The organism is Microvirga sp. CF3062 (assembly GCF_036314045.1).
Taxonomy (GTDB): domain Bacteria; phylum Pseudomonadota; class Alphaproteobacteria; order Rhizobiales; family Beijerinckiaceae; genus Microvirga.
This window is the reverse complement of sequence record NZ_JAYGGN010000001.1, coordinates 145,544-158,417: the sequence shown is the minus strand read 5'-3', so window position 1 is coordinate 158,417 and position 12,874 is coordinate 145,544. Positions and strand designations below refer to the sequence as shown.

Here is a 12,874-nt window from a genome sequence, read left to right as displayed (position 1 = left end):
CAGCATCGAGATGACCGGGACAGGCCCGGTCATGACGTTCAGGTTGTGCTTCTCGCCGTCAGGGCCTCAGCTCCCAAACGGCCAAGCCGCGTTCTGCCCCACCTGCCCCCGGTGGCGGAGGACGTGGTCGGCGAGGACGCAGGCGACCATGGCCTCGCCCACCGGCACGGCCCGGATGCCGACGCAGGGGTCGTGGCGACCCTTGGTCATCACCTCGGCCTCGGCCCCGGAGCGGGTCACGCTCGCGCGGGGCGTAAGGATCGAGGAGGTGGGCTTCACGGCGAAGCGGCAGACCACCGGCTGGCCGGTGGAGATGCCTCCGAGCACACCGCCGGCGTGGTTCGACAGGAAGGTCGGCGCGCCGCCGTTGCCGGGGCGCATCTCGTCGGCATTCTCCTCGCCGCGCAGGCTTGCTGCGGCGAAGCCGTCGCCGATCTCCACGCCCTTGACGGCATTGATCGACATGAGCGCGGAGGCGAGGTCGGAATCGACCTTGCCGTAGATCGGAGCACCGAGGCCCGGCGGCACGCCTTCGGCCACAATCTCGAGGACGGCCCCGATGGAGGAGCCAGACTTGCGCAGGCCGTCGAGATATTCCTCGTAGAATTGAGCGGCCTTCGCGTCGGGGCAGAAGAACGGGTTGCGGGCAACCTCGTCCCAATCCCAGTTGCCGCGGTCGATGGCATGCGGGCCCATCTGCACGAGGGCGCCCCGGATGGTGACACCGGCGAGCACCTTGCGGGCGACAGCGCCAGCAGCCACGCGGGCCGCCGTCTCGCGGGCCGAGGAGCGGCCGCCGCCGCGGTAGTCGCGGATGCCGTACTTCACGTCATAGGTGAAATCGGCATGGCCTGGACGGTAGGAGTTCTTGATCTCGGAGTAATCCTTGGAGCGCTGGTCCACATTCTCGATCATGAGCGCGATCGGTGTGCCGGTGGTCACCTGCTTTCCCGTGCGCTCGTCCGTGAAGACACCCGAGAGGATTTTGACCTGATCGGGCTCCTGGCGCTGTGTGGTGAAGCGCGACTGCCCCGGCCGGCGCCGGTCGAGCTCCGCCTGGATCTCGGCGGCCTCCAGCGGGATCATGGGCGGGCAGCCATCGACCACGCAGCCAAGGGCCGGCCCATGACTTTCGCCGAAGGTGGTGACGCGGAACAGGTGACCGAAGGTGTTGTGGGACATGGCGCTTCTTCAGGGTTCAAGGCGTCTTAAAACCAAAGCGCCCCGGTGTCACGCTTGGGCTATGGAATGGACAGATGTCAAACATCCAGCGCCTTGGGGCCCGCAGCGGGTGCTGCGAGCCTGAAGGTTGATCGAGGGTGGCGCGTCGGGCAGCCGGCTCGATGGGTGATGGGGAAGGTGAGAGCCGGGCTGCTCATCACGCACGGTTCTTTTCAGGTGGACCTGGTCAGAGCCAGGATCGACCTCCCGCGACCACAGGCTTGCGAAACCTGCGGCGGGACCGCTCCTCGCCCCGTTCTTGCGACGCCTCGCGAGCGCGCCCCTCGTCGGGCGGGGATGTCTGTAGCTATAGCCGAGCTTAGGAGGATTGTCAAGAACAAAGTGAGAACATTGCTCCTGCCAACCCACTGTCATTCCGGGGCGAGCGCAGCGAGAGCCCGGAATCCATAAACACGACATGTCAGGAAGGGGCGAACAGCGTTTCGCCTCTTTCTGCACTGTTAGCGGTTATCGATTCCGGGTTCGCCTTTGGCGCCCCGGAATGACAGTGAGGGTGTCATTCCCGGCCCTCCACGTCTTCGGACCCGCTGCAGAGACGTGGATCCCCGGACCAAGTCCGGGGATGACGAGGCGGGTGATCATGGACGACCGTCCGTGAATTGAACGAGGTCCCATAGATTGCCGTAGAGATCCTTGAACACGGCAACGATGCCGTAATCAGCCTGCTTGGGTTCCCGGACGAATACGATGCCTGCTTCGGCAATGGCGGCGTGGTCCCGCCAGAAGTCATCGGTTCGCAGGAACAGGAAGACACGGCCTCCGGCTTGGTTGCCGATGAATTCCTCCTGATGAGCATCGGACGCGCGTGCCAGGAGCAGCGATGCGCCATCATTGCCTCGTGGCCTGACGATAACCCAGCGCTTGTCCTGCTCCGGCTGGTATGTGTCCTCGACCAATTCGAACTGGAGCTTGTTCACATAGAAATCGATCGCCTCATCGTAATCCCGGACCACGAGGGCGATGTGAGCAATCCTCTGGTTCACGGCCATCCCCTGCGTGGTTGGAGGAAGCCGTCATCTCCACATCGACAGGACAGCTCCCTTGTCGTTGAGGATCTGACCTTATTCCACGCGGATTCGATAGGTGTTGGTCATCAGGGTCTCAGGACCAGCCTCATTCCAGCTCCAGGGAATGTCGAGAGCGACCTCGTCGGTCCCTTTGAAGCCCTTCTTCGGCGTATAAACGTAGGCGAGGCCGCGAACCTTCGTGCCGGGGCAACGCGTGTCCTTCCCGAGCGCCTGCTCATATGGGCGGATCTGAAGGGTGCCGTTGGCCGGCTGCTGCCGGATCTTCACATTGGGAATATTCGACGGGTAGCAGGTCTCCACCTCGTAGCCGAGGAACCCGCCAATGGCCGAAACCGTGTTGGCCTTGACCGTCCGCTCAACGGTTTCGGCAGACGCGGAACTCATGAGCAGGGCCAAGCCGGCCGCAAAGGCCATGAGGCGAGACATGACAACCCCTATGTTGAAACTTGATAACATAGAAGAGCATATTCTTGAGGAAGGCTCAACAGCAGGGGAAGTGACACAGCCTGGAGCTTGTCCGCCCGTCATGGCCGGGCTTGTCCCGGCCATCCCGATGCTGTGAAGCGCCGCCGCCTTCCAAAGTCGAGATCACCGGCACAAGGCCGGTGAGGACGTGAGCGGATGTTATTCCCGGCCGGAGCGTCAGCGGAGGGGAAGGGAATCCACTCACATACGTAGCGCTATGGATCCCCTTCTCGATCCTGCGGACCGCCGGGGATGACGCCTCACTGACTATCGCCGACACAAGCAGGAGGTGATGGTTGGGAGCGTGGGCGCGCTCAGTGATAAGGATAGCAACGGCTTCGCTCGAGGCTGAGGCCAAAATGCTCGCCCAGCTTCCTGATGGCCTCCGCATGATCGATATAGGGGTCGCTGTTCTCAGGACCGACGATGATGATCCTGAAGGCCGGTTCATGACGCCCGCCCGGCGGCAGCATGGCCGTGACGAGCGCCTGTCCCTCCGCATCGCGCAGGGTCAGGAACAGCGGCATGGCGCGCTGCACGTGAGCCTTGAGGCCGATATTCTTCTCGACGAAGGAACTCGACGTCGGCCGGTAGCTCCGCTCGGCTGACTCCCAGGCCTGATGGAAGTGCTTCTCGACGGCATGATGCATGGCATCGGATTCGAGCGCAGCCTCCCCTTCGGTTTCAATCAGAAACCAGGTCGTCGATCCCGGGGCGTCGCAGATGTATTGCATATCCTTCAACGCGGGAGTGCGGTGAAGGTTGTGCGTTCGTTCTGTCCATCTTGCAGTGCTTTTGCACTCCAAACGCCTACCCCAGCCGTTTACGGCTCATTGGGTCCACGCAGGTTCATTGCCAAACCGAGGAGTAAATTTGGATAGCCTCATGATCTATACAATGTAACATAGGATGATCTCCGAGGAGAGAGACAAGGCTGGAGATAGACAACCAAATGCGTTGCCTTCGATCATTCCTTATCGTTGGAATTCTGCTGTGCCCTTTGCAGACGCTTGCGTCTGGTATTGAGGCGAGGCGCGCGTACATTGCGCAGAACTATGAGGTTGCTTTCAGGACTGCGCGACCGGCAGCCGAAAATGGAGACGCCATCGCAATGCTGGTGCTGGGACGGCTCTATTATGCGGGGAAAAGCGTTCCACAAGATTACATGGCTGCCCTCACATGGTGGCGAGCCTCTGCCGATCTCGGAAACAGCAAGGCACAAAGCAATATCGGCCTTCTTTTTACTTATGGGTTTGGCGTCCCCAAAGACTATAAAGAAGCGGCAAGGTGGCTTGAGCTCTCTGCAAATCAGGGAGAGGCATCAGCTTATTATCACCTCAGCGGCCTTTATATCCACGGAAAGGGGTATGAGACCAACTACGGGAAGGCCCTCGAATATCTGGAGAAAGCTGAGGCTCTCTATAAGGAAGAACTGCTCAACGACCCTGAAAACTCAGAAGCTCTGAAGAAAGGCCTTAACCGCGTTGCTACGGAACTTGCCCTCCTGACTGAGCACCTGAAAAGCATAAAGGCTTTAGAGAAAATGAACAAAGCCATAAGGGACAGGCGTCAACAGGCGACGCCGCGATAAGTCGAGGCCTGAAACAGAAATACAGAATTTACTGTAGAGGCAGATGATCAAGTCTTAGTACAAGCCCTTCACACCCACCGGTGGCTGCGTCCGTCGATCACGAGCACCTTCCCCTGCCAGATGTCCATGCTGGCGGCTTGGCGGGCATTGACCCCGCAGGCGATGGCGAGGAAGGCGCGGGCGACGCCGCCATGGGCCACCACCACCGTATCGCGGGTGATGTCGTCGAGGACGGGGCGGATGCGCTCGACCAGCATGGCGTAGCTCTCGCCGCCTCCGGGCGGAGCGTAGTGCCACTTGTCCTGCTCGCGCAGCACCGCCAAAGCCGGCTCGGCCTTGCGGACTTCCTTCCAGGTCATGCCTTCCCAGATTCCGAAGGTCAACTCCACGAGGCGCTCGTCCAGCTTGTAGGATTCCGGGTGCAGCCCCAGGGTCCCCCGCAGGATCTCCATGGTCTCGCGGGTGCGGGTCATGGGGCTCGCGAGATAGGCGAGATCCTCCACATGGGGCGCAAGAGCCCGGAGCTTGCGGGCTGCCTCCTCGGCCTGAACGCGGCCGACATCGTTGAGCGGAATGTCCTTCTGCCCCTGAAGGCGGCCTTCGAGGTTCCAGTCCGTCTCGCCGTGGCGAATGAAGTAGATCGTGGGGCGGGACGGGGTCACGGTTTGAAGTCCGGTTACGCGTTACTGGGGTCAGTCTTTGTCGAGGGAGAGGTCCGGCGCTTCCGGGTTCTTCATGCCGACCACATGGTAGCCCGCATCCACATGCAGGATCTCGCCGGTCATGCCGCGGGACATGTCGGACACGAGATAGGCAGCCGTCTCGCCGACCTCTTCGATGGTGACCGTGCGGCGCAGCGGCGAATTATACTCGTTCCACTTGAGAATGTAGCGGAAGTCACCGATGCCCGAGGCAGCCAGCGTCTTGATCGGGCCCGCCGAGATGGCGTTGACGCGGATGTTCTTCGGCCCGAGATCGGCCGCGAGATAGCGCACGGAGGCCTCGAGCGCAGCCTTCGCCACGCCCATGACGTTGTAGTGCGGCATCCACTTCTCGGCGCCGTAATAGGTGAGCGTGAGCAGCGAGCCGCCCTCGTTCATCAGCTTCTCGGCCCGCTGGGCGATGGCCGTGAAGGAATAGCAGGAGATCAGCAGCGACTTGGTGAAGTTGCCCTCGGAGGTCTCCACATAGCGGCCGGTGAGCTCGTCCTTGTCGGAGAAGGCGATGCAGTGGACCACGAAGTCGATGGAGCCCCAAAGGCGCTTCACCTCGTCGAACACCGCGTCGATGGTGGCGCCGTCCGTCACGTCGCAATGGCCGACCACATGGGCATCCAGCTCCTTGGCCAGGGGCTCGACGCGTTTTTTGAGAGCATCGCCCTGATAGGTGAAGGCGAGTTCAGCCCCGTGCTGGCGGGCCGCCTGCGCAATGCCCCAGGCGATGGAACGGTTGTTCGCCACGCCCATGATCAAGCCGCGCTTGCCGGCCAGAATGCCGGGAGCCTTTGTCTCCGCCATGGTTCACCTAGATCGTCACTGGAGAGGTCAAGTAAGGAACGGCCTCTTTAGCCGACCCGGCAGCCACGGGGAAGCCCTCTTGGCATGCCTCGTGCCGATCCCGGCGGATAAGGACTAATTTCTGCGGTCGCGCCTTACTTGGCCTTCGCCGAGAGGCGTCTGCGGGCGTAGTCCATCAGGTCCTCGTCCACGATCTCGGGCAGCCTGATCTCCGTGGTCACGAGAAGGTCGCCATGGCCAGTCTTGCCCGGCAGGCCCTTGCCGCGCAGGCGGAAGGTTCGGCCGGAATTGGTCAGAGGCGGGATCTTCATCTCCACCGAGCCGGTCAGGGTGGGCACGCGCACCGACCCGCCCAGGACGGCCTCCTCGATCTCGACGGGCAGCCGCAGCCGCAGGTTGGAGCCCTCGGGGGTGAATTGTTCATGGGGCGCGAACGCAATGGTCAGCAGCGCATCGCCCGGATCGATCCCGGGGGCGCCCTGCCCTAGGCCGCGCAGGCGGATCACCTGACCGTCGGCGACACCCTTGGGAATGACCACGTCCACGTCGCGGCCGGTGGGGAGCCTGACCCGCTTCTTCGCCTCGGCGGCGACATCCTCCAGGGTGACCGTGAGCGTGGCCTCCACGTCCTCACCCTTCTGCTTAGGCTGGCTGCGGGCCTGGCGCGGGCTCTCGCCGCCGGCCCGGAAGGCGTTCTCGAAGATCTGGGAGAAGAAGTCCTCGCCCGGATCGGCCCCGAAACCGCTCCTGCTGCGCCGCCCGCCGAAGGGATTGCCGCCGCCGAAGCCGGAGAAACCCTCCGCCCCGGCCCCGCCCCGGCCGCCCCCAAAACCCTCGAAACCGGAGAAGCGCGGCTTGCCCTCGGCGTCGATCTCGCCCCGGTCGAACTGGGCGCGCTTGGTCGCATCGCCCAGGATCTCGTAGGCCGAGTTCGCCTCGGCGAACTTGTCCTTGGCCTTGGGGTCGTTCGTGTTGCTGTCCGGATGATAGGTCTTGGCGAGCTTGCGGAACGCCTTCTTAATGTCCGCTTCGCTCGCAGAGCGGGACACGCCGAGAACGTCGTAGGGGTTGCGCATGTGGAATCCTGAACCGTCGGATTGGGAGCCTGAAGGCTCAAAGGTTTGACGGTCATATGGGCAAAGTGTTGCCCCTTTGCAACGCCCGAGCCGGTGAACGTTAGACTTTGGACGTGGCCTTTACCGGCTTGATCTCTTTGAGCACCCATTCGCTGCCCGAGGGTCGGCAGGCCGTGCCCTGCAGGGCGGCCGTGGACGGGCCGCTCAGATGGGCCGAGAAGGTGCGGCAGATCTCGTCGTTCTTCACGAAGGGCGCCCCCACCGGAGTGAAAGTGCCCTTGCGGCTCGTCGCCGGATTGTCCCAGGAAACCTGGGTGCCGGGCCCCTGCGGATCGAGAGCGACCGCTAGCGCCGCCTTGGCGCGGCGCCAATCCTCCTCGTCCAGATCGGCCGAAAGGGTGATGTCGCTCTTAGGTCCGATGGCGCCTGTCGCCTTCGGGCCGTCCTCGTCCAGGGCGGAAAGTCCAAGGGACATGCCGCAGGCGCTCGTCGACAGAGCAAGCAGGCCGACAGCCAAGATTTTCATGGCTTCGCCAGCGAAGCCATCTGATCTATAACGGCGCGGATTGATCCACGTCACGCGTTGGGTCCCCCAGAACCAAAAGTCACAGAACGAGATAAGACAGTGAACGCGTTAACAAGTGGTGACTTCACGGAGTCCGAAGAGCCCTTCGCCCTCTTTCAGTCTTGGTTGAAGGAGGCGGAAGCCTCCGAGCCGAACGATCCCAACGCCATGGCGCTCGCCACCGTGGACGAGACCGATCTGCCGAACGTGCGCATGGTGCTCCTCAAGGGGTTCGACGAGAACGGCTTCGTGTTCTACACCAACACGGAATCCAACAAGGGCCGCGAGCTCCTCGGCCAGGGCAAGGCCGCCCTCGTGCTGCACTGGAAGAGCCTGCGCCGGCAGGTGCGCGCCCGCGGCCCTGTGACGCTGGTGAGCGAACAGGAGGCCGACGCCTATTTCCAGAGCCGACCCCGCGACAGCCGCATCGGCGCCTGGGCGAGCCAGCAATCGCGCCCGCTCGAGAGCCGCTTCGCCCTCGAGAAGGCCGTAGCCCTCAACACCGCCAAATATGCCGTGGGCGAGATCCCGCGCCCGCCTCACTGGACGGGCTTCCGCATCGCGCCGGTTTCCATCGAGTTCTGGCAGGACAAGCCGTTCCGGCTGCACGACCGCGTGGTGTTCAGCCGCGAGGGCGACGGCTGGCGGAAAGTGCGGCTTTATCCATGAGGCCGAGCCATCCCATGGACCGCGCTCCTGAACTGAGATAGAGGTCTGCCCCCTCTTACGAGAGAACCCCCATGTCCTCTTCGTCCAATACATCCCGCCGCATCATGCTGCTCACCGGCGCGAGCCGCGGCATCGGGCATGCGACCGTCAAGCGCTTCTCGGCGGCCGGGTGGCGGGTGATCACCTGCTCGCGGCATGGATTCCCTGAGAACTGCCCGTGGGAGATGGGGCCTGAGGACCACCTGCAGGTCGATCTGGCGGATGCACAGGACACGCGCCGCGCTATCGCCGAGGTGAAGGAGCGTCTTGCCGTCGAGGGCGGCTGCCTGCATGCGCTCGTCAACAATGCGGGCATTTCGCCCAAGGGCGAAGGCGGCGCGCGGATGGGAACCCTCGACACCCGCTACGAGGACTGGCTGCGGGTGTTCCAGGTCAATTTCTTCGCCTCGATCCTGCTGGCCCGTGGCCTCCAGGACGAACTCACCAAGGCCAAGGGCTCGGTGGTGAATGTGACCTCCATCGCGGGCTCGCGCGTCCATCCCTTCGCGGGCGCGGCCTATGCCACCTCCAAGGCGGCGCTCGCCTCGCTGACCCGAGAGATGGCGGGCGACTTCGGCCCGCTCGGCGTGCGCGTGAACGCCATCTCGCCCGGCGAGATCGACACCGCGATCCTCTCTCCCGGCACGGACAAGATCGTCGAGCAATTGCCGATGCGCCGTCTCGGCACGCCGGACGAGGTGGCCAAGGCGATCTACTTCCTCTGCACGGACGCGAGTTCCTACGTGACCGGCGCGGAGCTGCACATCAACGGCGGCCAGCACGTCTGAGGTGGTCCATGCCTCTGCGGCCTTCCCGGCACCCGGCACAGAGCCTTCTCACAGCGTTGCTGATGCTCGTTTCGTCAGCAGCAGCAGGCCAGGAGAGTCCTGAGAAGAACCCCTTCGCCGATCCGGACATGCAGCCCTCCTATCAGGCGCAATGTCATGAGGTGCGGGAACTGACCAAGGATCGCGAGACCGGCGAAACCCGCGTGGATTTCAGCGTCACGGGTCCCCTCGCCCTCGTGCATTTCGACGGCACGCTCGCCTATCTCGGCCTGTGCGGCACCGCGCCCGATCCGAAGGTGCTCTGCGTCACCTACCAGACCAACGACATGAAGGTCGGCGACGTGGTGACGGTGGCCGGCGGCTACAGCCGGCCGAACCCGGATTTCATCGTCCTCGATCCGTGCTTGGCTCAGCGGCCGGACGAGTCGGCGCAATAGGACGTCACGCCGCCTGTGCGGGCCGGGCTATTACCGCATCACGACGGAAGGCCGCGCCTCCCTCCGCTCTCCTGGACAGGGAGGGGGGATAAGTGCCCTCCTTCGACATGCGAAGCTATCAGGTCGCGTCGAGCACGGTCCATCCGCAGTTGGGCATGTCATCGCCTTTGGCACATGCCAGTGCCCCGGAGCGGCTCTCCACCCACACGTTCGTGGCTGCTGGCAGGATCGTGCACTGCTTCTCGGCGGTTTCCGATTTGACCTGTGCTATCCAGGCACTGTTGTTGTCGCGCAACTCGTTCAAGCGGTTTGCCGTGTCAGCTGTCGAGCAAAGGACGTGAAGGCTACGCAGCGTGACGCGCTCTGCTTGTGCAGCTGCAGGAGTTGCTGCAAGCGCCAAGAGGATAACAAGACTTTTCATACGCGGTACCTTTCGTGTGACTGACCCGAGGATCTTGGGGGCATCAGGCTCTCCCCAGCTGTGTCAGGTTGCTAGTTCAGGAAACGCGTATGACGGGGTTCCCGATGCATACGCCAAAAGAGGGATGGTACCGATACCCCCATTATTGACGGCCCGATTGGATGAGGTTCAGGGCTAAAGCCATCATCCGGAAAGACTGTTTTCGGGCTCAGCAAGCCGCTATGGTGTGAAGGAGGGGCATCGCTGGCAGATATGGCCTGGCATCACTATGGCGAGTATCTGATGTGAGCATATTGCAGAAAGCTCGGAGCATCTTCCGGAAGCCAGATCAGGCACTGCGGGCACCCCAATCTCTTGCTGAGATAGATAACCGGATCGGCGGCTCACGCTCTAAAAGGGCACAGATCAGGGATATTCTCCGACGCTACGAGCGCGGCGTTATCACTCAAGCTGAAGCTGTCGAAGAGCTTCTGAAGATGATGCGCTAACGTCGAGGCCCTCAACCCTCTCTTCACCCCTTCATGCCATGCTCTCGGCACGCCTTCTCTCGCGAGCCACCTAAGACGCAGCTGACATGAAGTATTTTTTCGAAAGCATTGAATCAAAAAAGCGCCTTAGGGTCGCAACCAATGCAGCGGGCGGGGCTGTTATTGGCACATTGATCGGGTTCCTGCTGCACCTTCAGCATCTCCCTGTTTCGGAGCCTGTCGAAGGTAGCCCTTACCTGAATGGGAAAGGCGAGATTGCGATATACGCATTGGCCGGAGCCGCACTCCTCCCCGCCACTCTTGCAGCTTCCAGATGGGTCGCTAAGAGGTACCTAGCGGGTTTACTGGCTACCCTAAAGGCAAGGAGCCGCAGCGCGTGAGCAACTACTCCCGCGACACCACCGCCATCTTAGCGTATCGGGCAAGCCGTGAGTGCCTGGCCGGCGACCGGCAGCAATAAGACGAAGAGTTCGGCCTACCGCCTCCGTACCAGCCAGTTGCGGATCACGGATAAGGCAGCAAGACCGAATGCCCCTGCAAATATGAACTTGGCCATTTGCGCGATGAGGTGCGGGAGTACGTCATCCCCAGAACTTGGGCTCCAAAAGGCGTGGACGTAGCCATGAACCACACCAACAATCAGGCCGAGCAAAGCGCCATTTAAGGCGAAGCTTCTGGTGCTCCACGGTGCTGAGGATTTATCGTCGATCTTCATGCCAAGAACGCTAAAGCCTTACCCTCTTAAGAGCAGGTTAACCCATAGCAGTTGCGCCGGAGAACGTCGGTGCGCCACCAGATGGTCAGAGCCCGGATTACCAAGCCTGTCCATTGAGATTTTCGGAAAATGATCCTTGCATGTGTGCAAAGACCAGCCCCGTGTAATCGTTTACACATACTGGAATGAGCCCGAACGACCAGGAATCACATCATAAGCTTCAACGGCTGGCGAGCATTGAAGCCCAACTCCATCAGCTCCGAAGAACAGCCAAGTTCGTGCTGACGGGCGTTTCCTTCTTCGGCATAGCAATACTTGGGCTGCTCCTCTTCCAGGCCATTCAGCCGTAGAGCTGCTCTACCGCGACTGTCGTTCGGCTCAACGTTCTCTTCACTCCTCCCCGCTATACCCTTCCCATGACCTATTCCTGCGGATCGAATGCTCCAGAGTGAGCACACCGCCATGAAGAGCCCTAATGTCTGAGCACCGGTTTGAAAGCCATAAGACCCGAGAGACCAAGGTACGCAGTTCAATTGCTCGTATTCCTCAGCAAACCCACGTCAGCCAACCACTCCTCAGAATGACCTTGGCTTTTGCTGCAGCGACTGTATCGCTAGTCGCCTACCTGTTTCTAGGTTGAGATACCGGGCGTTTAGTTGCCACCTACTCCGGCGACACCACAGCCATCTTCATTTCCATAAAGCGTATTGTCGGAGTAATTGAGAGCTGTCAGTTACTGTGTATACCGCTTGTACTCGTCAGCCTCATTTCGGTCAGGTCGGTTGGACTTGTCATACTTGAGGTCTGACAAACCTTCCCCCACTGTCGTTATTACCACATACGAGCCTTGGGGGCTGTGAAATACGAACTGACACTGACCCAACCCTGTGCCAGCGCAGGCATCAGTTTCCAGGTAAGTCTCACAGATCTCGTTGCGTCCCCAACACCGCCGCTGCTGCTCTTCCTTCGGGAAACGAAGAGGACTAAAGCCCTGCCTGATTAATGTTTGACGCACTTGGGTATACGGCGTTCCCTTCTTGAGAGAGGGTAGATTTTGTGCGTTTGCGGCAAAATTCGAAACTACGAAAATGGCGGCAAAGATTGCTAAAGGCTTTCCACATACGCCCCTCCCCTCGCTTAAGTGCCCCAGGGCGGTTTGCTCTGAAGATTCCAGGTTCTGCACCAAACCAGTCGCCGGCAAGATAGTAGGGCATGGTCAATGACAGTACCCATGCCGGATTATTCGAATTTGGAAACGCCGAGGAGATCATGACGGCAACGGGAAGGCGGCCACGCTGCGCCTTGCCGGCATCCATCGTGAAGTAGACCTGTCGCCCAAGGAGGCGCAAATGACCGATAGCCAAGCCACTTTTTGGCGGCTGATAGCGACCGCTCCGACTGACGGGACAACGGTCCTCCTGACCTGGGACAGTGGCCAGCTTAAGGAGACTGTCATCAAAGGCTATTATGATGGTGAATGGAAAAACATGGCAGGTGGCTCGCTCGATAAATATGGACGAGGGTTAGGGCTCGGCGGTCCTACGCATTGGTTCCCACTCCTTCATCTGCCGCATGCAGGATCGCGGCACTGATCAGCGCCGCTTCAAGCCTGCTGAGGTCCATTTTAGGGAAGTAGAGCCTGTGGAAGGCCAGACGAGAGCTCCGGAAGCGCCGTTAACATAAGTTATTAATTTTTGATATTGAGCCAGGAACAGCCGCCGTCTTGCATCGTTTTCCAGCCACGCTCGCCAGAGCGTAGGCTGGGGGAAGCACATGTTAGATGCAGGTTGCGACGATTGGCAGTGCGGTGAGCTTGTCGTGATCCCCCTCGCT

14 protein-coding genes are annotated in these 12,874 nt (G+C 61.2%); 4 read left to right on the top strand and 10 right to left on the bottom strand.

Annotated elements, in window-relative coordinates:
• Window positions 1–66: 66 nt before the first annotated feature.
• The 4 genes from aroC to VB618_RS00800 all read right to left on the bottom strand — a co-directional run bounded on the left by aroC (window position 67) and on the right by VB618_RS00800 (window position 3,469).
• Entirely contained in the window at window positions 67–1,182 is a 1,116-nt protein-coding gene (gene aroC / locus VB618_RS00815; protein ID WP_329794593.1) for a chorismate synthase, read from the bottom strand.
• Window positions 1,183–1,820: 638 nt separating this feature from the next.
• Window positions 1,821–2,225, bottom strand: coding sequence for a VOC family protein (locus tag VB618_RS00810; RefSeq protein ID WP_329794591.1), 405 nt, complete (start codon window positions 2,223–2,225; stop codon window positions 1,821–1,823).
• Between the two features lie 78 nt (window positions 2,226–2,303).
• The gene (locus VB618_RS00805; protein ID WP_329794590.1) at window positions 2,304–2,696 is read right to left on the bottom strand and encodes a hypothetical protein; all 393 of its coding nucleotides are present in this window, start codon (window positions 2,694–2,696) and stop codon (window positions 2,304–2,306) included.
• Window positions 2,697–3,049: 353 nt separating this feature from the next.
• Entirely contained in the window at window positions 3,050–3,469 is a 420-nt protein-coding gene (locus VB618_RS00800; RefSeq protein ID WP_329794589.1) for a hypothetical protein, read from the bottom strand.
• A 377-nt stretch (window positions 3,470–3,846) separates the two neighbouring features.
• Between VB618_RS00800 and VB618_RS00795 the strand changes: the two genes are divergently transcribed.
• Window positions 3,847–4,326, top strand: a complete 480-nt coding sequence (locus VB618_RS00795) for a tetratricopeptide repeat protein (RefSeq protein WP_329794588.1) — start codon at window positions 3,847–3,849, stop codon at window positions 4,324–4,326.
• Window positions 4,327–4,394: 68 nt separating this feature from the next.
• On the opposite strand, the gene VB618_RS00790 is transcribed toward VB618_RS00795, so the two are convergent.
• From VB618_RS00790 to VB618_RS00775, 4 genes are all read right to left on the bottom strand, one after another.
• Window positions 4,395–4,988 (bottom strand): histidine phosphatase family protein, encoded by a 594-nt coding sequence (locus tag VB618_RS00790; RefSeq protein ID WP_329794587.1) that lies wholly within the window; start codon window positions 4,986–4,988, stop codon window positions 4,395–4,397.
• A 30-nt stretch (window positions 4,989–5,018) separates the two neighbouring features.
• Window positions 5,019–5,843, bottom strand: coding sequence for an enoyl-ACP reductase FabI (fabI, locus tag VB618_RS00785; protein WP_329794586.1), 825 nt, complete (start codon window positions 5,841–5,843; stop codon window positions 5,019–5,021).
• A 134-nt stretch (window positions 5,844–5,977) separates the two neighbouring features.
• A complete protein-coding gene (locus tag VB618_RS00780) occupies window positions 5,978–6,919 on the bottom strand; it encodes a J domain-containing protein (protein ID WP_329794585.1) in 942 nt (313 codons plus the stop codon).
• A 100-nt stretch (window positions 6,920–7,019) separates the two neighbouring features.
• On the bottom strand, window positions 7,020–7,445 hold the full coding sequence (locus tag VB618_RS00775; RefSeq protein WP_329794584.1) for an RT0821/Lpp0805 family surface protein: 426 nt from the start codon (window positions 7,443–7,445) through the stop codon (window positions 7,020–7,022).
• Window positions 7,446–7,544: 99 nt separating this feature from the next.
• On the opposite strand from VB618_RS00775, the gene pdxH reads away from it, so the two are divergent.
• The 3 genes from pdxH (at window position 7,545) to VB618_RS00760 (ending at window position 9,417) form a co-directional block, all read left to right on the top strand.
• Complete coding sequence (pdxH, locus tag VB618_RS00770; protein WP_329794583.1) at window positions 7,545–8,153, top strand: pyridoxamine 5'-phosphate oxidase; 609 nt, start codon at window positions 7,545–7,547, stop codon at window positions 8,151–8,153.
• A gap of 104 nt (window positions 8,154–8,257) precedes the next feature.
• Window positions 8,258–8,980 carry an SDR family NAD(P)-dependent oxidoreductase gene (locus VB618_RS00765; RefSeq protein ID WP_442931626.1) on the top strand — a complete coding sequence of 241 codons (723 nt, stop codon included), beginning with the start codon at window positions 8,258–8,260 and terminating at the stop codon, window positions 8,978–8,980.
• Between the two features lie 8 nt (window positions 8,981–8,988).
• Window positions 8,989–9,417, top strand: coding sequence for a hypothetical protein (locus VB618_RS00760; protein ID WP_329794581.1), 429 nt, complete (start codon window positions 8,989–8,991; stop codon window positions 9,415–9,417).
• A gap of 118 nt (window positions 9,418–9,535) precedes the next feature.
• On the opposite strand, the gene VB618_RS00755 is transcribed toward VB618_RS00760, so the two are convergent.
• Window positions 9,536–9,838: a hypothetical protein gene (locus VB618_RS00755; protein WP_329794580.1), complete on the bottom strand. Its 303-nt coding sequence runs from the start codon at window positions 9,836–9,838 to the stop codon at window positions 9,536–9,538.
• Between the two features lie 963 nt (window positions 9,839–10,801).
• Entirely contained in the window at window positions 10,802–11,041 is a 240-nt protein-coding gene (locus VB618_RS00750; RefSeq protein ID WP_329794578.1) for a hypothetical protein, read from the bottom strand.
• Window positions 11,042–12,874: the final 1,833 nt, after the last annotated feature.

Excerpts from the sequence above, each read along its gene's own strand:
- VB618_RS00755 (WP_329794580.1), bottom strand. The coding sequence starts at position 9,838 with ATGAAAAGTCTTGTTATCCTCTTGGCGCTTGCAGCAACTCCTGCAGCT.
- VB618_RS00800 (WP_329794589.1), bottom strand. The coding sequence starts at position 3,469 with ATGCAATACATCTGCGACGCCCCGGGATCGACGACCTGGTTTCTGATT.
- VB618_RS00780 (WP_329794585.1), bottom strand. The coding sequence starts at position 6,919 with ATGCGCAACCCCTACGACGTTCTCGGCGTGTCCCGCTCTGCGAGCGAA.
- fabI (WP_329794586.1), bottom strand. The coding sequence starts at position 5,843 with ATGGCGGAGACAAAGGCTCCCGGCATTCTGGCCGGCAAGCGCGGCTTG.
- VB618_RS00750 (WP_329794578.1), bottom strand. The coding sequence starts at position 11,041 with ATGAAGATCGACGATAAATCCTCAGCACCGTGGAGCACCAGAAGCTTC.
- aroC (WP_329794593.1), bottom strand. The coding sequence starts at position 1,182 with ATGTCCCACAACACCTTCGGTCACCTGTTCCGCGTCACCACCTTCGGC.
- VB618_RS00765 (WP_442931626.1), top strand. The coding sequence starts at position 8,258 with ATGCTGCTCACCGGCGCGAGCCGCGGCATCGGGCATGCGACCGTCAAG.
- VB618_RS00760 (WP_329794581.1), top strand. The coding sequence starts at position 8,989 with ATGCCTCTGCGGCCTTCCCGGCACCCGGCACAGAGCCTTCTCACAGCG.
- VB618_RS00795 (WP_329794588.1), top strand. The coding sequence starts at position 3,847 with ATGCTGGTGCTGGGACGGCTCTATTATGCGGGGAAAAGCGTTCCACAA.
- VB618_RS00805 (WP_329794590.1), bottom strand. The coding sequence starts at position 2,696 with ATGTCTCGCCTCATGGCCTTTGCGGCCGGCTTGGCCCTGCTCATGAGT.
- VB618_RS00775 (WP_329794584.1), bottom strand. The coding sequence starts at position 7,445 with ATGAAAATCTTGGCTGTCGGCCTGCTTGCTCTGTCGACGAGCGCCTGC.